Annotated in this window: 13 protein-coding genes; 5 read left to right on the top strand and 8 right to left on the bottom strand. The window is 62.2% G+C overall.

Going from position 1 to position 20,206, the window contains the following annotated elements; all coding sequences use genetic code 11:
* Positions 1-218: 218 nt before the first annotated feature.
* Both ACF8MC_RS24215 and ACF8MC_RS24210 read left to right on the top strand, forming a co-directional pair.
* Positions 219-1,274, top strand: coding sequence for a permease (locus ACF8MC_RS24215; protein WP_164105430.1), 1,056 nt, complete (start codon positions 219-221; stop codon positions 1,272-1,274).
* 41 nt (positions 1,275-1,315) lie between these two features.
* Positions 1,316-1,507 carry a hypothetical protein gene (locus ACF8MC_RS24210; protein ID WP_164105428.1) on the top strand — a complete coding sequence of 64 codons (192 nt, stop codon included), beginning with the start codon at positions 1,316-1,318 and terminating at the stop codon, positions 1,505-1,507.
* A 131-nt stretch (positions 1,508-1,638) separates the two neighbouring features.
* Here ACF8MC_RS24210 and ACF8MC_RS24205 read toward each other — a convergent pair whose 3' ends face one another.
* From ACF8MC_RS24205 to ACF8MC_RS24190, 4 genes are all read right to left on the bottom strand, one after another.
* Complete coding sequence (locus tag ACF8MC_RS24205) at positions 1,639-2,412, bottom strand: hypothetical protein (protein WP_033652779.1); 774 nt, start codon at positions 2,410-2,412, stop codon at positions 1,639-1,641.
* A 215-nt stretch (positions 2,413-2,627) separates the two neighbouring features.
* Complete coding sequence (gene nrdG, locus ACF8MC_RS24200) at positions 2,628-3,092, bottom strand: anaerobic ribonucleoside-triphosphate reductase-activating protein (protein WP_353038714.1); 465 nt, start codon at positions 3,090-3,092, stop codon at positions 2,628-2,630.
* A gap of 47 nt (positions 3,093-3,139) precedes the next feature.
* Entirely contained in the window at positions 3,140-5,278 is a 2,139-nt protein-coding gene (nrdD, locus tag ACF8MC_RS24195; RefSeq protein WP_004933403.1) for an anaerobic ribonucleoside-triphosphate reductase, read from the bottom strand.
* Between the two features lie 244 nt (positions 5,279-5,522).
* Positions 5,523-6,437 carry a LysR family transcriptional regulator gene (locus ACF8MC_RS24190; RefSeq protein WP_164105424.1) on the bottom strand — a complete coding sequence of 305 codons (915 nt, stop codon included), beginning with the start codon at positions 6,435-6,437 and terminating at the stop codon, positions 5,523-5,525.
* A gap of 106 nt (positions 6,438-6,543) precedes the next feature.
* Between ACF8MC_RS24190 and ACF8MC_RS24185 the strand changes: the two genes are divergently transcribed.
* The gene (locus tag ACF8MC_RS24185; RefSeq protein ID WP_060436830.1) at positions 6,544-7,068 is read left to right on the top strand and encodes an NAD(P)H-dependent oxidoreductase; all 525 of its coding nucleotides are present in this window, start codon (positions 6,544-6,546) and stop codon (positions 7,066-7,068) included.
* A gap of 30 nt (positions 7,069-7,098) precedes the next feature.
* On the opposite strand, the gene treC is transcribed toward ACF8MC_RS24185, so the two are convergent.
* The 3 genes from treC to treR all read right to left on the bottom strand — a co-directional run bounded on the left by treC (position 7,099) and on the right by treR (position 11,323).
* Positions 7,099-8,763 carry an alpha,alpha-phosphotrehalase gene (gene treC, locus ACF8MC_RS24180; protein ID WP_079656155.1) on the bottom strand — a complete coding sequence of 555 codons (1,665 nt, stop codon included), beginning with the start codon at positions 8,761-8,763 and terminating at the stop codon, positions 7,099-7,101.
* Between the two features lie 67 nt (positions 8,764-8,830).
* Positions 8,831-10,246, bottom strand: coding sequence for a PTS trehalose transporter subunit IIBC (gene treB, locus ACF8MC_RS24175; protein WP_033636857.1), 1,416 nt, complete (start codon positions 10,244-10,246; stop codon positions 8,831-8,833).
* Between the two features lie 129 nt (positions 10,247-10,375).
* A complete protein-coding gene (treR, locus tag ACF8MC_RS24170) occupies positions 10,376-11,323 on the bottom strand; it encodes a trehalose operon repressor TreR (RefSeq protein ID WP_033652784.1) in 948 nt (315 codons plus the stop codon).
* 423 nt (positions 11,324-11,746) lie between these two features.
* On the opposite strand from treR, the gene mgtA reads away from it, so the two are divergent.
* Entirely contained in the window at positions 11,747-14,455 is a 2,709-nt protein-coding gene (mgtA, locus tag ACF8MC_RS24165; RefSeq protein WP_049232430.1) for a magnesium-translocating P-type ATPase, read from the top strand.
* A 211-nt stretch (positions 14,456-14,666) separates the two neighbouring features.
* A complete protein-coding gene (locus tag ACF8MC_RS24160) occupies positions 14,667-17,057 on the top strand; it encodes a beta-N-acetylhexosaminidase (protein WP_164105422.1) in 2,391 nt (796 codons plus the stop codon).
* Positions 17,058-17,093: 36 nt separating this feature from the next.
* On the opposite strand, the gene ACF8MC_RS24155 is transcribed toward ACF8MC_RS24160, so the two are convergent.
* Complete coding sequence (locus ACF8MC_RS24155; protein WP_164105420.1) at positions 17,094-20,081, bottom strand: non-ribosomal peptide synthetase; 2,988 nt, start codon at positions 20,079-20,081, stop codon at positions 17,094-17,096.
* Positions 20,082-20,206: the final 125 nt, after the last annotated feature.

The following is a 20,206-nucleotide window of genomic DNA, read 5'->3' as shown; positions in this document are numbered from 1 at the left end:
CTCGTCATACCGATGGCTGTGCGATGAAGGCGAAAGCGGTGCGTTTCATCGTGCGTCTACCCTGTGGTTTTCAAGTTGGCATCATGGTGCCGGGCGCAGATGACAATCGCGTTACGCGTCGGTGGCGAACAGATGAACTATTTAGGACAGCCCGGGCGTGCACGGGCGGCGGCGGCGCGCTATGCTGGCGCCACTGTTGACTGACTCTGGCCGCTACCATGCCGCAATCTCTGAACGCCCCTGAACACGCCCCACGCGCCTGGCCGCTGTGGAAACCGATCCTGTTTCTGCTGGTGGTGGCCGTCGGCCTCTACTACGTCAAATGGCAGCCTTACTACGGCAAGGCCTTCGTGGCGGCGGACAGCCACTCGATCGGCAAATCGATCCTGGCCGACGGCGCCGCGAACCCCTGGCTGGCGGCCTGGCAGTATGCGTTGGTCTACTTCACCGCGGTGTGGAAGGCGGCGCTGCTCGGGGTGCTGTTAGGTTCGCTGGTGCAGGTGCTGATCCCGCGCGACTGGCTGGCGCGCACGCTCGGCCACCGGCGTTTTTCCGGCACCGTGCTGGGGGCGCTGATCGCGCTGCCGGGCATGATGTGCACCTGCTGTGCCGCGCCGGTTGCCGCCGGCATGCGCCGCCAGTCGGTATCCAGCGGCGCCGCGCTGGCCTTTTGGCTCGCCAACCCGGTATTGAACCCGGCGACGTTGGTGTTTATGGGATTTGTGCTCGGTTGGCCGTTCGCCGCCATCCGCCTGGTGGCGGGCGTGGTGATGGTGCTGGGCATCGCCTGGCTGGTGCAGCGCGTGACCGCCAACGCTCCACAGCCTGCCGCGCCGCAGCCGCCGCTGATGACGGCGCAGAGCGAAGAACGGCCGTTCCTCGCCCGCTGGGGCAAAGCGCTGTGGGCGCTGTTTTGGTCGACCATCCCGATCTACGTGCTGGCGGTGCTGGCGCTGGGGGCGGCGCGGGTCTGGCTGTTCCCGCACGCCGACGGCGCCGTCGACAATAGCCTGCTGTGGATCATCGGTCTGGCGATCGTCGGCTGCCTGTTCGTTATCCCCACCGCGGCGGAAATCCCGATCGTACAAACCATGATGCTGGCGGGCATGGGCGCAGGCCCGGCGCTGGCGCTGCTGATGACCCTGCCGGCGGTCAGCCTGCCTTCGCTGCTGATGCTCAACAAGGCCTTCTCCGCCCGGGCGCTGTGCCTGACGGCGGCGCTGGTGGCGCTGTGCGGCGCGGTGACCGGCTTGGTGGGGATGGGGTTGTTGTAACTGATTCATGACCCGATGCTGTCTCAATGGAGGAGATGGAAATGGAACAGCGGAATAAACCTGAAATGGACGTAGAGGCGATGTTGCTGGAGCAAGCGTTGCGTGAAAGGGTGGATGCCGCCTTTGAACGCTTAAGAAACGGCACCGCGGTTTATTTCAGCCATTCGGAGGTAGAAAAACGAATGGCTTTATTCAAAGCGAAGATCCGGGGGCGTTATCGGCGAGGGAGGTGAGGGGGATTGGTTCAGGGCTGGGCTGGCAGCGTCTACGGATAGAACTGCCAGGCGGCTTTGAGCGAGGAGCGGAAGTTGGTACTTTTCCCAAAAGGTGACTACAGAATTAGTAGCTATTCACCATTCCGAAATCAAAAACCTGGAGAATATTTCACAGGAGACATAGCACCTTTCTTTCTTAGAATATCCGGAATCTTTTTACCAAGATAAATCTTCGTTATCTCTGGGGGGGCGACTCTTCCTCGGAACCCAAAGCGGGATTTTTGAGTAGATTCAAACTCATCGTCTGCATCCCATGAAGGCATCTCTGGAAAATTCTCACGAGTAGATTTGAGCCACTCATCAGCGATATAAACCCCTCTTACGATCCCCCTCACTGTAGCTAGTATGACCTCAGCTTTACAGGCACGCTCAATGCTGACACGCCAGCTAAAACGTACGGCATCATAGAGGTCTACATCCTTTGAACTTCTATTAACTGATATCATCAGAACTTTATGCTGGAACACAACTGTTTCAGGTTGGTATGTAGCGATTAACTCTTTGATGTGCGCAGCACCATATTCATTGCTGCCAGCACCGTTCATGATGTTAGTTAAACCAGGATAGGCGTCTATAAGTGCGGCTTCAACCTCGTAAGCAGTCTTTTCATCAGCCATTCCGTGCCGATGGATAACATGGATGACTTCGAGACCTGCTAGTCTTATCTCTCTAAGTTGCTTGAGTTTGTTACTAAGCAGTTCATTATCATCAGCTATTGCGACCTCACCGCGCATATGAGCAAATACACGATTACCTTTTCCCTTCCCCACATAGAAAGTACTTCCATCCCTTGGATCAATCAATCGGTATACATACCAACCAAGATGTTCCATAACTCCCGGTGGAAACTCATTAATATCCATGTCAAAACACCTATCACTCGATTTATAAAACATATTTTCAACATAGTACTGTCGATTAATGACTAATAGTACCCAATAATTTTTCCCTGTGATTGATACAGCGGGGAATTAGCAAAATATGCTTCTGGCACAAATACGCCCGTCAGATTGGCTCCATGCTGCAGATGTGTCAGATCGAATCTGGATGAATACCTATTGAAACGTGTGTTGATAGCTCAACGCAACCTATGCACCACCTGGTTGCTGCTGCCGCGCCAAATCAGCGCCGGGCCCTTCAAATCCTGCACGAACTTGCCGTCGATCAGCACGTTGATCCTGTCCACTATCTGCATTTGCTGCGCGTCCAGCTCCGCCAGCCGGTAGCCGGTCCACAGCCAGATATCCTTGCCGGGGCACTCGGCGCACACCCGTTTCACCAGCGTTAAGATGCTCGGCACGTTGGCCGGGTGCAGCGGATCGCCGCCGGAGAGCGACAGCCCCTGGCGCGGCACGCGCGTATCGTTCAGATCGGCGATGATGCGGTCTTCCAGCGCCGGGGTAAACGGCTGGCCGGAGTTGAGTCGCCAGGTGCTTTTGTTGTAGCAGCCGGGGCACTGGTGCACGCAGCCGGCGACAAACAGCGTGCAGCGGGTGCCGGGGCCGTTGACGACGTCGATCGGGTAGTACTGGTGATAATTCATCGTTCATCTTCTGGCTGGAGGGCCCGGCAGGCCGGGCCCTGAGCGGGTTAACCAAGCTGCCCGTTGCCGAGGTGTTTTACCCGGCGTTTCACCTCTTCCTGCTTGCCGGCGTTGAACGGCCGGGCATCGGGGCTGCCGAGATAGCCGCACACCCGGCGGGTGACCGAGACCTTGGCCGAGTCGTGGTTGCCACATTTCGGGCAGGTGAAGCCCTTGCTGGTGCAGGAGAATTCACCGGTGAAGCCGCATTCGTAGCACTCGTCGATCGGCGTGTTGGTGCCGTAGTAAGGCACCCGGCTGTAGCTGTAGTCCCACACGTCTTCCAGCGCCTTCAGGTTGTGCTGCAGGTTCGGGTATTCGCCGTAGCAGATGAAGCCGCCGCTGGCCAACGGCGGGTAGGGCGCTTCGAAGTCCAGCTTGTCGTACGGATTGACCTTCTTCTCCACGTCGAGGTGGAAGCTGTTGGTGTAATAGCCCTTGTCGGTGACGCCCGGCACCACGCCGAAATCGGCGGTGTCCAGCCGGCAGAAGCGATCGCACAGGTTTTCGCTCGGCGTGCTGTAGAGGCTGAAGCCGTAGCCGGTCTCGTCTTTCCAGGCGTCGACGGCGGCGCGCAGGCGCGCGACGATCGCCACCGCTTTGGCGCGCAGCGCTTCGTCGTCATACACGTGGTTTTCGCCGCCGAACAGCGCGTTGATGGTCTCGTGCAGGCCGATATAGCCCAGCGAAATTGAGGCGCGGCCGTTCTTGAAGATATCGGCGATGTTGTCGTCGGCCTTGAGCCGCACGCCGCAGGCGCCTTCCATGTACAGGATTGGCGCCACCCGCGCCTTGATGCCTTCCAGCCGGGCGATGCGCGTCATCAGGGCCTTTTTCGCCAGCTGCAGGCGCTGATCCAGCAGTGCCCAGAAGCGCGACTCATCGCCCATCGCCTCCAGCGCGATGCGCGGCAGGTTGAGGCTGATGACGCCGATGTTGTTGCGGCCGTCGTGCACCAGCTCGCCGTCCTGCTCGTAGGTGCCGAGGAAGCTGCGGCAGCCCATCGGCGTTTTGAACGAGCCGGTGACCTTCACCACCTGATCGTAGTTGAGGATGTCCGGGTACATGCGCTTGCTGGCGCACTCCAGTGCCAGCTGCTTGATGTCGTAGTTCGGATCGCCGTACTGGTGGTTGAGGCCGTCGCGGATGGCGAACACCAGCTTAGGGAACACGGCGGTCTTGCGGTTTTTGCCCAGCCCGGCGATGCGGTTTTTCAGGATCGAGCGCTGGATCAGGCGCGACTCCCAGCTGGTGCCGAGGCCGAAGCCGAAGGTGACGAACGGCGTCTGGCCGTTGGCGGTGTGCAGGGTGTTGACCTCGTACTCCAGCGACTGGAAGGCGTCGTAACACTCTTTCTCGGTGCGCGCCATGGCATAGCCTTTGGCGTCCGGGATCTGCCATTCCTCCGCCACCTGCAGGTGTTTGCGGAAGCTCTCGTCGACGAACGGCGCCAGGATTTCATCGATGCGGTTGATGGTGGTGCCGCCATAGATATGGCTGGCGACCTGGGCGATGATCTGCGCGGTCACGGCGGTGGCGGTAGAGATCGACTTCGGCGGCTCGATTTCGGCGTTGCCCATCTTGAAGCCGTTGGTCAGCATGCCTTTCAGATCGATCAGCATGCAGTTGAACATTGGGAAGAACGGCGAGTAGTCGAGATCGTGGTAGTGAATTTCGCCGCGTTCATGGGCCAGTACCACGTCGCGCGGCAGGATGTGCTGCTTGGCGTAGTGTTTGGCGACGATGCCCGCCAGCAGGTCGCGCTGGGTGGGGATCACCTTGCTGTCCTTGTTGGCGTTTTCGTTCAGCAGCGCGCGGTTGCTCTGCTCGACCAGGCCGCGAATTTCCTGGTTCAGGCGGCCGCGCAGCTCGCGCGCCACGTCGCGATCGTGGCGGTATTCGATATAGGCGCGCGCCAGCTGTTTGTACTCGCCGGCCATCAGCTGGTTTTCCACCGCCTGCTGGATCTCGTGGATATCGACGCGCGGCTGCTGCTCCATGCGCTGAGCGACCACGCGGGCGACGGTGGCGCAGTAGTCGGCGTCGACCACGCCCACCGCCAGCGCGGCGCGCTCGATGGCCTGCGCGATGCGCGCTTCGTCAAAAGGTACCTGGCAACCGTCCCGCTTAATCACTACTGGTTTCACGTTGTACTCCTTGTTCCCCGAGGGAGCGTTCATACCCGCCTGGCGTGGCGAGCAACCGTCAAATTTCGCTTATCCACAGGGCAAAGCCGCAGCGCGCAAGGGCTGTGGCGGTGTGTGGATGATTTTGTGGATAACTACTATATATAGGTGTTCGCAATTCTTAATGCACTATATATAGATATTGGCGAGATTCTTTTGATGTAGAACAAGGAAATCGGAAGAGCGTGCGCAAGCTGAACAGTCGTCAATCGCTCACTGGCCGATCGCGAAAATGTTCCAGCAGAAAGTCGACCCAGACGCGCACCCGCGGCGGCAGATCCGCCGAGGCGTAATAGAGCCACAGCTGCACCGGGCGCGGCCAGCATTCCGCCAGCACCGGCCGCAGCGTGCCCTGCTCAAAGTGCTTTTCGAGGTACCAGCGCGCCAGGTTGACGATGCCCAGCCCGGCCAGCGCCGCATCCAGCAACATTTCCGGGCGGCTCACCACCAGCCGGCCGTTCAGATCCAGCGCCAGCGTTTCGCCCTGATGGCGCAGCTGCCATTTGACGTGGCGGCCGTTGGCCGGGTTGCGGTGCAGCAGGCAGTCGTGCCGCAGCAGATCGTGCGGCGTTTGCGGTTCACCGCGCCGCGCCAGATAGTCGGGCGACGCCGCCAGCACCATGTGCATCGGGTAGAGCGGGCGCGCCACCAGCCGGCTGTCGGGATCGACCCGGCTGCCGATGCCGACGTCGAAGCCTTCGCCCACCAGATTCACCACCCGGGCGTCCAGCGACAGATCGAGATCGATCTGCGGGTAGCGCGCCAGAAATTGCGGGATCAACGGCATCAGCATCTGGCGGCCGAAGCCGGGGATCATCGTGACGCGCACCACCCCGGCCGGTGCCTGCCGTTCGCCGCCGGCGCTTTCCAGCGTCGCCGCCAACGCCTGCCACAGCGGCGCCACCTGCGCCAGCAGCGCTTTGCCCTCGTCGGTCAGCAGCACGTTGTGGGTGTTGCGCTGAAACAGCCGCAGCGCCAGCTTCTCTTCCAGCGCGCGGATATTTTTGCTGACCGCCGCCGGCGTGACGCCCAGCTGGCGGGCGGCGGCGGAGAAATTTTGCGCCTGCGCGGCGGCGAGGAAGGCCGGCAGCAGGCGGTGCACGTCAAAGGGCAGCGACATAGTGGTTGATACTTTCGGTTGAAATTGAAGTGACCTTGAACAGCCTACACCCGAAGCGGCAGAAATGGAAAAATGCCTCATCTTCTTTACGTTCAAGGAATCCTTTATGTCACGCATTTTAGTGTTAACCGCCCACCGCACCCCCGACGAGTCGCGCATCAACCAGGCGCTGATCGAGGCCGTGCGCCCGCTGCCTAACGTGACCGTGCACGAACTGATCCGCGCGTATCCGGATTACCGCATCGACGTGGCGCGCGAACAGGCACTGCTGGCAAGCCACGATGCGGTGGTGATGATGTTCCCGTTTTTCTGGTACAGCTCGCCGGCGATCCTGCGCGAATGGCAGGACGCGGTATTAACCTATGGTTTCGCCTACGGCAGCGAGGGCACCAAACTGCACGGCAAGCCGCTGCAGCTGGTGGTGAGCACCGGCGGCAACGCGCAGGCCTACACGCCGGCAGGCTACAACCGCTATCCGGTGCAGGATCTGCTGCTGCCGTTCCACGCGCTGGCTAACCTGACCGGCATGGATTATCTGCCGCCGCATCTGGTGCAGGGCGTGAGCGACATGAGCGATGAGCAGTTGGCGCAAGAGGCCGCCGGGGTGGTGGCGCTGATGGGGACATTGTAGGGCGCAGTTCATCGCTGCGCCCTGCGGGGGTCAGTCTTCGAGCAGCCACCACACCGCTTCGAACGGCCGCAGCGTCAGCGCCTGCGGCTGGTCCGCCGAGTCGCTGTAGTTGCTCATCAGCGGGCGCCACTGAGCGGAGGCTTCCACGCCTTCCGCCGCCCAGGCCAGCGGCTCGCGGCTCAGGTTGGCCACCACCAGCAGGCGCTGGCCGTTCCAGCTGCGCTGATAGCACCACAGCGCCGGGTGATCCGGCGCCAGATCCTGATAGTCGCCGTGGGTCAGCAGCGGATACTGCTTGCGCAGGGTGATCAGCTGGCGGTAGGCGTAAAACACCGAGTCGAGATCGGCCAGCGCCGCGTCGGCGTTGATCTGCGGGTAGTTCTCGGCGCAGCCGATCCACGGCGTGCCGGTGGTGAAACCGGCGTGCGGCGCGGCGCTCCACTGCATCGGCGTGCGGCCGTTGTCGCGCGATTTGTCCGCCAGGATCGCCAGCAGTTCGGCGTCGCTGCGGCCCTGGGCGCTCAGTTCGGCGTACATGTTCAGGCTTTCCACGTCGCGGTACTGCTCGATGGTGCGGAAGCCGGGGTTGGTCATGCCGATCTCTTCACCCTGGTAGATATAAGGCGTGCCCTGCATGCCGTGCAGCACCATCGCCAGCATTTTGGCGGCCGGCACCCGCAGTGCGCCTTCATCGCCGAAGCGCGACACGATGCGCGGCTGATCGTGGTTACACCAGAACAGTGCGTTCCAGGCGCGGTTATGCATCCCTTGCTGCCAGTGGCGGAAGATCTGCTTTAACTCCACATAATCCGGCGCCGCCCGCGTCCATTTTTCACCGCCGGCGTAGTCCACCTTCAGGTGGTGGAAGTTGAAGGTCATCGACAGCTCTTCGCCGCTCTGCGCCGCGTACTGCTGGCAATGCTCAAGCGTGGTGGAGGACATCTCGCCCACCGTCATCAGGCCGCGTGGCTGGAACACGTCGCGGCTCATTTCCTGCAGGAACTCGTGAATGCGCGGGCCGTCGGTGTAGAAGCGGCGGCCGTCGCCCTGGCTGTCGGACGGGAAATCCTGCTGCTTGGACACCAGGTTGATCACGTCGAGGCGCAGGCCGTCGACGCCTTTGTCCGCCCAGAACTGACACACTTTCTTCAGCTCTTCGCGCACCGGCGGGTGTTCCCAGTTGAGATCCGCCTGCTCGGCGGCGAACAGGTGCAGGTAGTACTGGCCGCTGTCGGCGTGCCACTGCCAGGCGTTGCCGCCGAACTTGGATCGCCAGTTGTTCGGCGGCGTATCCCCCTCGCCGTCGCGCCAGACGTAGAACTGGCGATACGGGCTGTGGCGATCCTGCGCGGCCTTGAACCACGTGTGCTCGGTCGAGGTGTGGTTGAACACCATGTCCATCACGATGCGGATGCCGCGCCGGTGGGCGGCGGCGACCAGCTGCTCGAAGTCCGCCATGGTGCCGTAAGCCGGATCGATGGCGCAGTAGTCCGCCACGTCATAGCCGTTGTCCACCTGCGGCGATACGTAGACCGGCGTCAGCCAGATGGCGTCGACGCCCAGCTCCTGCAGATAGTCCAGCCGCCGGGTCACGCCGGCCAAATCGCCGTAGCCGTTGCCGGTGCTGTCCTGAAAACTCTTCGGATAAATTTGGTAGATGACGCCGTTCTGCCACCAGGGGGTTGGGTTGCTCATAGCTGTATACCTTTGAATCGTGACAACGGGCCCGCGTGAGCGGGCCCCTACATTCATTTTGCGTCAATTAAACCGGCAGCTCGCCGCGGGCGGCCTTGCGTTTGTAGACCATGATGGTCAGCACCAGCGGGATGACGATCGCCACCAGAATCGCCAGCGAGTAAATCAGCCAAAACTGCGGCTTGATAGACAGGATGCCCGGCAGGCCGCCGACGCCGATGCCGTTGGCCATCACGCCGTCCAGGCCGCAGATCAGGCCCGCGATCGCGGAGCCGATCATCGCGCACAGCATCGGGAAACGGTATTTGAGGTTGATGCCGTACATCGCCGGTTCGGTCACGCCGAGATAGGCGGAGATCGCCGCCGGCACCGAGATTTCACGCTCGTTGGCCTTGCGGCTGATGATGATGATGCCGAGCACCGCCGAGGCCTGCGCGATGTTGGACAGCGCAATCAGCGGCCACACCGGGGTGCCGCCCATGCTCTGAATCATCTGCATGTCGATGGCCAGCGTGGTCTGGTGCACGCCGGTGATCACCAGCGGTGCATACAGGAAGCCGAACAGCGCGGCGCCCACCGGGGCGAAGCTGCCGGTCATCACCGCTTTCACCGCCCAGGCAACCCCGTCGCCGATCATGCGGCCGAACGGCCCGATCAGCGCGTGCGCCAGGAACACCGCCAGCAGCAGCGAAACCACCGGCACCACCACCAGATAGAGGTAGTCGGGGACGATCTTTTTCAGCCGGGTTTCGATCCAGCCCAGCGCCATGCCCGCCAGGATCGACGGGATCACCTGCGCCTGATAGCCGACTTTCTGGATCACGAACCAGCCGAAGTTCCACACTTCCGGCGTTTGCTGGCCGAGCAGGTAGGAGTTCATCAGCTGCGGCGACACCAGGGTGACGCCCAGCACGATGCCGAGCACCGGCGTGCCGCCCATCTTTTTCACCGTCGACCAGCAGATGGCCACCGGCAGGAACATGAAGATCGCTTCACCGAGCAGCCACAGGAAGTCGTAAATGGTTTTCCACGCCGGGTGCATCTGCGCCAGCGTTTGGCCGCCGGACATCGGGATGTCGCCGATCACGTTGCGGAAGCCGAGGATCAGACCACCGCTGATCAGCGCCGGCAGCAGCGGGAAGAAGATTTCGGCGAAGTGGGAGATGGTGCGCTCGGTCCAGGTCATGTTCTGGCGCGCGGCCACCTTGGCCTGCTCCTTGTCGGCCTCGTTGACGCCGGTGCTGGCGATCAGCGCCTGATAGTAGTCGCCGACGTCGGTGCCGATCACCACCTGGAACTGCCCGGCGTTGGTGAAGCAGCCTTTGACCATCGGCAGCTCTTCGATTTCCTTGGGGCTGGCCTTGCTGGGGTCGTTGAGGACGAAACGCAACCGGGTAATGCAATGGCTGACGGTGGCGATGTTTTCGCGGCCGCCGACCAAAACAATCAGGCGATCAATATCCTGCTGTTTTACTTTGCTCATTATGGGATACCTGCAGAGGTGTTGGCTGAGTAATGATCAAAGCTTAGTCACTCGGATTTTTTTATGGAATGGGAACGTTCCCGGTTTGGGGCGAGGATCACAAAATGACAAAAAATGGTCGTCTTTTAATCAGGAAAGTTTGCTGGGCACCACCAGGCGGCGGATCCCCTGTTCACCGTTGAGCTGCGCCAGCAGCTGTTGCGCCGCCAGCAGGCCGGCGCTGCCGTAGCCGAACTCCACCGACAGAGTATCGGGGAACAGAAAGCTGAGCAGCGGGGTGTTGCCGATGGCGCACACCTGGATGGCGTGCGTCGGCTGCTGCTGCAGGTATTTGATCGCCCCCAGGGCGATGCTGTCGGAGGCGCAGATCAGCGCGCTGGTGTGCGGGTCGATCACTTCGGCGGCGTGTTGGAAACCGCTCTGGTAGCTCAGCTCGCCCAGCGTGGCGCGCGGCGTGAGCTTGAGGCGCTCGCAGGCGTCGAGATAGGCCTGGTAGCGGCGCTGGCCGGTGGTGGCGTCGCTGAGCTGCACCCCCAGATAGCCGATGTGCCGGTGCCCTTGCCGATACAGGCGATCCATCAGCAGGTTCACCGCGCCGGCGTCGTCGTAGCAGACGGACGAAAAGCCGTCGTATTCGCGCACCATCACCACCATTTTTTCCTGCCACGGTTTGAGCATCGCCGCGGTCAGCCCGGTAAAGCCGAACAGGATCACGCCGTCGACGTTGCGCTGGCGCAGCACGTGCAGGTGCTCCTGCACCAGGCGGGTTTCGAACTGGCTCTCCATCACGATAGGATCGAAACCCTGCTGATACAGCAGCGGCAGCATGGTGCGCACCGCCTGGTTTTCCGACGGCGAATCGAGACGGGAAACGATGATGCCCACCACTTTGTCGCTCTGGCCGCGCATGGCGCGCGCCGACTTGGAGGGGGTAAACCCTTGCTGACGGATCACCGCTTCCACCCGTTCGCGGGTCTGCGGGCTCACGCTGCCTTCGTTGTTCAGCACCCGTGAGACGGTGGATTTACCTACGCCGCTCAGGCGTGCGATGTCCTTGATGGTCAGCCGGTTTTGCATGGTTTACTTTTCGTTGAGGTGGACAGGCGTAACATAATGGCCTGTAAAACAATGCCCGTCAGCATAGCTCATTTTCCCACGCGGATCTTGAGGCAATACGGGATTGTTGTACTGCGCTGAACGGCCGCTCCTGCCGCTCTGTTTTTCCCTTTACCGGAGGTGATTCCCCATATGGACCCCGACCCGACCGCTTTAGACACTCACTCGGTTCACCGGTAAAACCTTTCCGCCTGGCGCTGCTGTTTTACCGGTGAAGTACATCACGGTAACCGGTGGCGCGCGCTTCGTCGTTCGCACCTGCTGCTGAAAAAAGAATAAGGATCTGCGTTGGCAGAGGCTTTTTGGCGCACCCGCCATCCGCCCGGCCGATGACGATCCCCGTTTACCCGCTGCCGTGAGGCACCGGGCGACGAGGTGCGAACCATGAAACTGAAAAAACTCCCCCGTCAGCTGCTGGGCCTGTTCGCCCGCGGCCTTCCGCGCCGTTTGGTGCGCCGCGACAGCCTGCTGGACGGCGTCGGCGGCGCTGCGCACGATATGCCGGCCGGCCTGGCGCAACAGCGGCTGGAATGCGCCGCCGCAGAGACGATGCAGCTGTTTGAGCGTTTCCACAGCCACCCGGAAGGCATCACCGCCCATGAGGCGGAGCAGGTGCGTCGTCGCTGCGGTGAGAACGTCATCGACGATCAGCAGAAAGAGGCCTGGTGGCAACACCTCTGGCACTGCTACCGCAACCCGTTCAACCTGCTGCTGACCGCGCTCGGCATGATCTCGTACGCCACAGAGGATCTCACCGGCGCGCTGGTGATCGCGCTGATGGTGCTGATCTCCACGCTGCTGAACTTCATCCAGGAGGCGCGCTCCAACCGGGCGGCCGATGCGCTGAAAGCGATGGTGAGCAACACCGCCACGGTGATCCGCAGCGATGCGCTCACCGGCAAGAGCGAACACGTGGAGCTGCCGATCGCGCAATTGGTGCCGGGCGATATCGTCAAGCTGGCGGCCGGGGACATGATCCCGGCGGATCTGCGCCTGTTGTCGGCCAAGGATCTGTTCATCAGCCAGGCGGCGCTGACCGGTGAATCGCTGCCGGTGGAAAAATCCGCGGCGCCGCAGGCGCTGGCGGCCGATCCGCTCGACTGCCAGAACCTGTGCTTCATGGGCACCAACGTGGTCAGCGGCACCGCGCTGGCGATGGTGATCGGCACCGGCGGCGGCACCTATTTCGGCCAGCTGGCGCAGCGCGTCACCAGCCAGGAGCAGCAGCCGAACGCCTTCCAGAGCGGCATCAGCAAGGTCAGCTGGCTGCTGATCCGCTTTATGCTGGTGATGACGCCGATCGTGCTGCTGATCAACGGCTACACCAAGGGCGACTGGTGGGAAGCGGCGCTGTTCGCGCTGTCGGTGGCGGTCGGGCTGACGCCGGAAATGCTGCCGATGATCGTCACCTCAACGCTGGCCAAAGGGGCGGTGAAGCTGTCGCGCCAGAAGGTGATCGTCAAACGCCTGGACGCCATCCAGAACTTCGGCGCCATGGACATTCTGTGCACCGACAAGACCGGCACCCTGACTCAGGACAAGATCGTGCTGGAGCGCCACACCGATGCGTTCGGCGCCGGCAGCGAACGGGTGCTGCGCTACGCCTGGCTGAACAGCTTCTACCAGACCGGGCTGAAAAACCTGCTCGACGTGGCGGTGCTGAGCTGCGCGGAGCAGAATCGGCAGCCGGCGGCGTTGCAAAACTACCGCAAGGTGGATGAGATCCCGTTCGATTTCGTGCGCCGCCGCATGTCGGTGGTGGTGGCCAAGGACAACGAGTATCACGAGCTGGTGTGCAAGGGCGCGCTGGAAGAGATGCTGGCGATTTGCAGCCACGTGCGCCACGAAGACGAGGTGATCCCGCTGAGCGAGGCGCTGTTGGCGCGCATTCGCCGCATCACCGACGATCTCAACCAGCAGGGGCTGCGGGTGGTGGCGGTGGCCAACAAGATCCTGCCGGCGCAAACCCATGAATACGGCGTGGCGGATGAGTCGGATCTGATCCTCGAAGGCTACGTCGCCTTCCTCGATCCGCCGAAGGAAAGCACCGCGCCGGCGCTGGCGGCGCTGAAACAGAACGGCGTCACGGTGAAAATCCTCACCGGCGACAACGAGCTGGTGGCCGCCAAAGTGTGCCGGGACGTCGGGCTGGAGGCCGATAGTCTGCTGCGCGGCAGCGAGATCGAACAGATGGACGACGAGCAGCTGGCGCAGGCGGCGGCGCGCACCACGGTGTTCGCCAAGCTGACGCCGCTGCACAAGGAACGCATCGTCAAACTGCTGCGCCGCCAGGGGCACGTGGTGGGCTTTATGGGCGACGGCATCAACGATGCGCCGGCGCTGCGCGCGGCCGATATCGGCATCTCCGTCGATTCGGCGGTGGACATCGCCAAGGAGGCGGCGGACATTATCCTGCTGGAAAAAAGCCTGATGGTGCTGGAGCAGGGGGTGATCGAAGGGCGCCGTACCTTCGCCAACATGCTGAAATACATCAAGATGACCGCCAGCTCCAACTTCGGTAACGTGTTCAGCGTGCTGATCGCCAGCGCCTTCCTGCCGTTCCTGCCGATGCTGCCGCTGCACCTGTTGATTCAGAACCTGATGTACGACATCTCGCAGATCGCCATCCCGTTCGATAACGTCGACGACGATCAGATCACCCAGCCGCAGCGCTGGAACTCCGCCGATCTGGGGCGGTTTATGGTGTTCTTCGGGCCGATCAGCTCGATCTTCGACGTGCTGACCTTCAGCCTGATGTGGTGGGTATTCAAGGCCAATACGCCGGAAATGCAGACGCTGTTCCAGTCCGGCTGGTTCGTGGAAGGGCTGCTGTCGCAAACGCTGATCGTCCATATGATCCGCACGCGCAAAATTCCGTTTATCCAGAGCCGCCCGTCCTGGCCGCTGTGCATCATGACGCTGGCGGTGATCGCCACCGGCATCGGCCTGGTGTTCTCGCCGCTGGCCGGCTTCCTGCAGCTGCAGGCGCTGCCGCTCGGCTACTTCCCGTGGCTGGTGCTGATCCTCGCCGGTTACATGGTGCTGACCCAGTGCGTGAAAGGCTGGTTCGTGCGCCGCTACGGCTGGCAATAACCCACTCGCCCCCTCCGGCCGGGAGGGGGCAACTGTGATCCCGTCCGCTTTTTCACCGCAACGGTTGGACATCTGTTCTGGGCTGAGTCTTTATCTACAGCGTTGGCTGTTTTCCCCTGCGCCTTTCAAGCCACCGCGTTGTTGTTTATCGCCTGGCGGTGGTTTGAAATTCATTGGGGATATTTTGTTTTTTTCCTCTGAGGAATTTCCGATGCACAGACCTTTCCGTTATACGCTACTGGCTTCATCGTTATGGTTTTCCTGCGGCGCGCTGGCGCAGCCGGCCGGCGATCTGCCGCTGATGCCCTGGCCGCAGCAGGTGGAAGTGACGCAACCGGCGGGCAAGCTGGTGCTGGATCACCGTTTGTCTCTGACGCTGCAGGGCGACGATCTGGGCGACGCGCTGCCGCGCTGGCGCCAGCGCATCGAACTGCAGACCGGCTGGACGCTGGCGCCGATGGAAGAAGCGAACGGCGCGGCGATCAAGGTGGTGATCAAGGACCGGGTGGCGGCGCAGCCGCTGCCGGGCAGCGATGAGAGTTACCGGCTGGCGGTCACGCCGCAGGGCGCCACGCTGACCGCCAACACGCGTTTCGGCGCGCTGCGCGGCATGGAGACCCTACTGCAGCTGCTGCAGACCGACGGGCAAAATACCTTCCTGCCGCTGGTGGATATCCGCGACGTGCCGCGCTTTCCGTGGCGCGGCGTTTTGTTGGATTCGGCGCGTCATTTCCTGCCGCTGCCGGACATTCTGCGCCAGCTCGACGGCATGGCGGCGGCCAAGCTTAACGTGTTCCACTGGCACCTGACCGACGATCAGGGCTGGCGCTTTGCCTCCGAGCATTATCCCAAGCTGCAACAGCAGGCCAGCGACGGCCAGTTCTACACCCGCGAGCAGATGCGGCAGGTGGTGGCTTACGCCACGGCGCGCGGCATTCGCGTGGTGCCGGAGATCGACATGCCGGGGCACGCCTCCAGCATTGCGGTGGCCTATCCCGACCTGATGAGCGCGCCGGGGCCGTATCGGATGGAGCGCGAGTGGGGCGTGCATAAGCCGACGCTCGATCCGACCCGCGACGAGGTGTATCAGTTTGTCGACACGATCGTCGGCGAGCTGGCGGCGATCTTCCCCGATCCTTATCTGCACATCGGCGGTGACGAGGTGGACGCCAGCCAGTGGCGGGCGTCGCCGTCGATTCAGGCGTTTATGCAGAAGAACGGGCTGGCGGATACCCATGCGCTGCAGGCCTACTTCAACCAGAAGCTGGAAAAGATCCTCGAGAAGCACCAGCGGCAGATGGTCGGCTGGGACGAGATCTATCATCCGTCGCTGCCGCGCTCGATCGTCATTCAGTCCTGGCAGGGGCAAGACTCGCTGGGCGCCAGCGCGCAGGACGGCTATCAGGGCATTCTCTCCACCGGTTTCTACCTCGATCAGCCGCAAAGCACCGCCTATCACTACCGCAATGAAATTCTGCCGCAGCCGCTGGGGGTCGAGACGGCGGTGCAGCCCGGCGAGCAGGCGCAAAGCTGGGGCTTCAGCATGCCGCGCCTGAAGGGCAGCGCGGTGGAGGGCAGCTTCACGCTGATCGAGGGCAAACAGGGCTGGCGCGGCTTTATCGATTTCAACGGCAAGTCGCGCCGCGCGGTGCACGACATCGTCTGGCGCACGCCGCAGCAGGTGACGTTCCGCGTCGATACCTGGATGGGCGACACGCGGCCGGTGTTCACGCTGCAGCAGGACAAGTTCAGCGGCTATACGTTGATCGGCAACGTGCGTTACCCCACCCGCGGCGACAAGCTGGCGGCGGTGCCGGCGGGCAAGATGCCGGTGGTGCCGGACGAGAAGGGGCAGGCCAACATTCTCGGCGGCGAAGCGGCGCTGTGGGCGGAAAACGTGCGCGCGCCGCTGCTCGATCTCAAGCTGTGGCCGCGCGCCTTCGCGGTGGCGGAGCGGCTGTGGTCGGCGCAGGACGTCACCGATGAAAGCAACATGTACCGGCGGCTGGCGGCGATCGACGCCTGGTCGGTGGTGTCGGTCGGCCTGCAGCAGCACGTGGAAACGGCGCGCGAATTCACCCGGCTGAGCAACAGCGTGCAGATCGTGCCGCTGCAGATCCTGGCCGAGGCGGTGGAGCCGGCGCAGTATTACACCCGCCAGCACCTGAAGTTCCAGGCCGGCAACTATCACCAGTTCGAACCGCTGAACCGCTTTGCCGATGCGCTGCCGCCGGAGAGCGGCGCGGTGCGCGACATGCATGCCCAGGTCGCGGCCTTGTTGAAGGATAAGCGCGATAAGGCGGCGGCGCAGGCGCTGCGCGAACGGCTGCAGCGCTGGCAGGCGAACGGCGCGGCGCTGCAGACGGCGATCGCGGGCAACCACACGCTGCGGGAGCTGGCGCCGGTGGCGCAGGACGTCGATGCCTTGGCTACGCTGGGCTTAATGCTGCTGGATCGCCATCAGCAGGACAAACCGCTGAGCCGGGCCGAGGCCGAACAAGCGCAGCGCCGGCTGGATGCGGCGGCGCAGACGCGCGACGAGGTGGTGATTGCGGCGGTGTACCCGCTGGAAACGCTGCTGCGGGGGCTTAAAACGGAGTGAGGGTGACGGGGCTCGGCCAGCTGAGCCCCGGTTTTGTTACGCCCGAAGCGACAGCGGCGCATACCCGATGGCGTGCTGCAGGTAATTCAGCAGCAGCTGGCGGGTGAAGCGCGGCTCATCGATGCCGCTGCCCTGCAGGAAGCGTTGCAGGTTGCTGCAGTCCCACCGATAGGTGTCTTGATAGAGCTCCACCGTCGATAGCTCGTCCACCATAGGATCCTTGAACAGGCTGAGCAGCGGGTACAGCGGCGCGTCGCTGTCGTTTTCCCATTGGGCCCGCCACTGTGCGAAGGGCAGAGGATGAAAGCGATAACCGAACTCGCGCTCCAGCAGGCTGAAAAACTCACGCAGCGTCAGATTATTGTCACCTTGATGGATCAGGTTGAATTTCTGCCCCAGCGCCTGCGGGTTGCGAGAGACGTGGGCGATGGCTCGGGTCATGTAATCCACCGTGGTCAACCCTTCGCGCAGATCCCGTAAATCCGGCACCGTGCCGCTGCTGATGCAGGTTCTCACCAGCCGCGCCCACCATTGGTAATCGGCGTTGACGCCGGTGCGGCTGTGGCAGGTAGCGTAGCCCAGGCGGAAGGTCATCAGCGGCAGGCCTTGCTTCGCCGCCAGATCGGCGATTTTCTCCATCACCCATTTGCTGCGCACGTAGCCGATATCGCGGCTGACCGCCGGCAGGTTTTGATCGATATCGTCGCTTTCCCGCATCACCCGCTTACCGGTGTGCAGATGCCCCCAGCTGTAAACGGAGATGGTCGACAGCAGCATCAGCGGCTTGGTGCGGCTATGCGCCGCGAAACGAATGATTTCCCGCAGGCCCTGTACGTTGTCGCGCTTCATGTAGGCGTAAGGCTGGATAAAATTCACCGCGCTGGCCGAATGGTAAATCAGATCGATATCCTGACTTAACACCCGGTAAGCCGCCGGGGCCAGCGAGAAATGGTGTTCCGCCACGTCGCCGGGCAGGATATGGAGGCGTGCGCGCTGCCCGGCGCTCAACGCGATCCGGTAGCGCTGCAGCACCGCCTCCAGCCGCTGTCTCGGCGGCAGTTTGGCGCCGTCGCGCACCAGACAGTACAGCTCGGCGTCGGTGGTGCGCAGCAGATCGGCCAACAGGTGCGCGCCGACGAAGCCGGTGGCGCCGGTCAGCAAAATGGCGCGCGGCGCGCTGATTTGCCGCGCATCGAACGTCGGATCGATGACGAGATCCGACGGCAAATACACATCATCCAGCAAGGCGCGTGCCGGCTCGCCGTCTTGAGGTTCAGGCGTTTGTTCTTGTCCCTGGCGTTGCGCCATCGCCTGCGCCAGCGTCGTCAGGTTCGGGTATGCATAGATATCACGCACATAGGTTTTGACCGCGAACGCTTTACCCAGTTGGTTTGCCAGGTTTGCCGCCAGCAGCGAATGCCCGCCCAGCGCGAAGAAATCATCGTCGGCGCGGATATGATCGATTTTCAGCAGCCTGCGCCACAGATCGGCGACGATCCGCTGGTGGCCGTCGAGCGGTTCAGCAGGGGCCGGCCGAGCCTCGGGCGCCAGGGCCAACAGCGCCGCCTGGTCGATTTTACCGTTGGCGTTGATCGGCAACCGAGCCAGATGCCGGTACTCGGCGGGCAGAGAGTAGGCGGGCAGCTGATCCTGAAGCTGCCGTTTAACCCGTGCAATGAGATCGCCGCAGGGATCTTCACCGGTCAAAAACGCCAGGATCCGCTTGTCGCTCGGATTGTCCGTTTGATTGACGAGGGCGATGGCGGTTTTTACGCCGGAGACCTGCGTCATCAGGCTGCCGATTTCACCGAGTTCTACGCGATTGCCGCGGATTTTGACCTGGGCGTCGAGGCGCCCCAGGTACTGAATGCGGCCGTCAGGCAAGCGGCGCGCCCGATCGCCGCTGCGGTACAAACGCTGGCCGCCGACGTGCGGCGAAGTGACAAAACGCTCGGCGGTCAGCTGCGGGGCGTTCAGGTAGCCGCGCGCCAGGCAGAGGCCGCTGATGCAGAGCTCGCCAGATTCGCCGTCGGTTACCGGCCGCAGGCGCTCGTCGAGGATGAATACCTGCGTATCGGCGATGGGCCGGCCAATCGTGGACGGCGGGTTTTGCGTCGCGCAGCGCACGCGGTTGCAGGTGGCGAAGATGGTGGCCTCCGTCGGGCCGTAGTAATCCACCACTGCATAGTCGATGCCGCGCAGCTCGAGCGGATTCAGCTTTTCACCGGCGGTGAACAGGTATTTCAGCGCCAGCCCGGCGGGCTGCGGCGCGCCGATGACCTCCGGCACCAATACCGTAGGGACAAAGGCGTGGGTGAGGCGATGCCGGTCGAAGAAGGCCAGCAATGCGTCCGGCTGCAGGCGGGTCTCCTCGTGCGGCAGATACAGGGTGCCGCCGCAGATCAGCGGTGCCCAGATTTCCCATTGCGCCACGTCAAAACCGACGCCGGCAATCAGCGTGGAACGGCTGTGTTCATCCATCGCGAAACGTTGGTTATGCCAGAGGAGCAGGTTTAACAGCGAACGGTGTTCGATCATGACGCCTTTGGGCGCGCCGGTGGTGCCGGAGGTGAAAATAATATAGGCAAGCGCATCGGAGGGCGGAGGGGAAAATACAGTTATGGAAACTTTAGTCAGGGAAATATTATCAATGGAAAGGACTTTGCGCGGGAGGTTGTCGATATTTACACGAGCATCATGGTTGCTGAAGAGGATTATCGGCGAGCCACTTTGTTCGATAATATTGCGAATGCGCCGTTCGGGATAGCGGGCGTCAATGGGAATATAACAGGCTCCGGCCTTGGCGATCGCCATCATGCCGATCGGCAATTCCACCGTGCGCTGCGCGACCAGCGGCACGGCATCGCCGGGCCGAACCCCTTCCTGTTTCAGGCGCGTGCACAGTGCGCTGCTGGCTTCATCCAATTGACGGTAGGTCAGATGTTTATTATCGCCGACGACGGCGGTTTTTTCCGGATAACGGGAAGCTTGTTGGATAAAATAATCCAATACGCTAGGTGCCATGGTTATCTCCTGTCATTATTCACGGAGTGAACGAAATGAAACAGCAATGACCCGGCCGGGTGAGAAATAATTATAGGCGTGTTTTTATTGTGGGATTGTAAATGTGAGCGGTATTACGCTATCGC

It is taken from the genome of Serratia sp. LACPHL-BACT-2024-00286, assembly GCF_043109535.1.
GTDB classification, from domain to species: domain Bacteria; phylum Pseudomonadota; class Gammaproteobacteria; order Enterobacterales; family Enterobacteriaceae; genus Serratia; species Serratia sarumanii.
Note: the sequence above shows the minus strand (reverse complement) of the source record. Positions and strands in the feature narration are given on the sequence as shown.

Bases quoted from the DNA above. Each gene is read 5' to 3' on its own strand.
- ACF8MC_RS24215 (WP_164105430.1), top strand. From the start codon at position 219: ATGCCGCAATCTCTGAACGCCCCTGAACACGCCCCACGCGCCTGGCCG.
- ACF8MC_RS24210 (WP_164105428.1), top strand. From the start codon at position 1,316: ATGGAACAGCGGAATAAACCTGAAATGGACGTAGAGGCGATGTTGCTG.
- ACF8MC_RS24205 (WP_033652779.1), bottom strand. From the start codon at position 2,412: ATGGATATTAATGAGTTTCCACCGGGAGTTATGGAACATCTTGGTTGG.
- nrdG (WP_353038714.1), bottom strand. From the start codon at position 3,092: ATGAATTATCACCAGTACTACCCGATCGACGTCGTCAACGGCCCCGGC.
- ACF8MC_RS24190 (WP_164105424.1), bottom strand. From the start codon at position 6,437: ATGTCGCTGCCCTTTGACGTGCACCGCCTGCTGCCGGCCTTCCTCGCC.
- ACF8MC_RS24185 (WP_060436830.1), top strand. From the start codon at position 6,544: ATGTCACGCATTTTAGTGTTAACCGCCCACCGCACCCCCGACGAGTCG.
- treC (WP_079656155.1), bottom strand. From the start codon at position 8,763: ATGAGCAACCCAACCCCCTGGTGGCAGAACGGCGTCATCTACCAAATT.
- treB (WP_033636857.1), bottom strand. From the start codon at position 10,246: ATGAGCAAAGTAAAACAGCAGGATATTGATCGCCTGATTGTTTTGGTC.
- treR (WP_033652784.1), bottom strand. From the start codon at position 11,323: ATGCAAAACCGGCTGACCATCAAGGACATCGCACGCCTGAGCGGCGTA.
- mgtA (WP_049232430.1), top strand. From the start codon at position 11,747: ATGAAACTGAAAAAACTCCCCCGTCAGCTGCTGGGCCTGTTCGCCCGC.
- ACF8MC_RS24160 (WP_164105422.1), top strand. From the start codon at position 14,667: ATGCACAGACCTTTCCGTTATACGCTACTGGCTTCATCGTTATGGTTT.
- ACF8MC_RS24155 (WP_164105420.1), bottom strand. From the start codon at position 20,081: ATGGCACCTAGCGTATTGGATTATTTTATCCAACAAGCTTCCCGTTAT.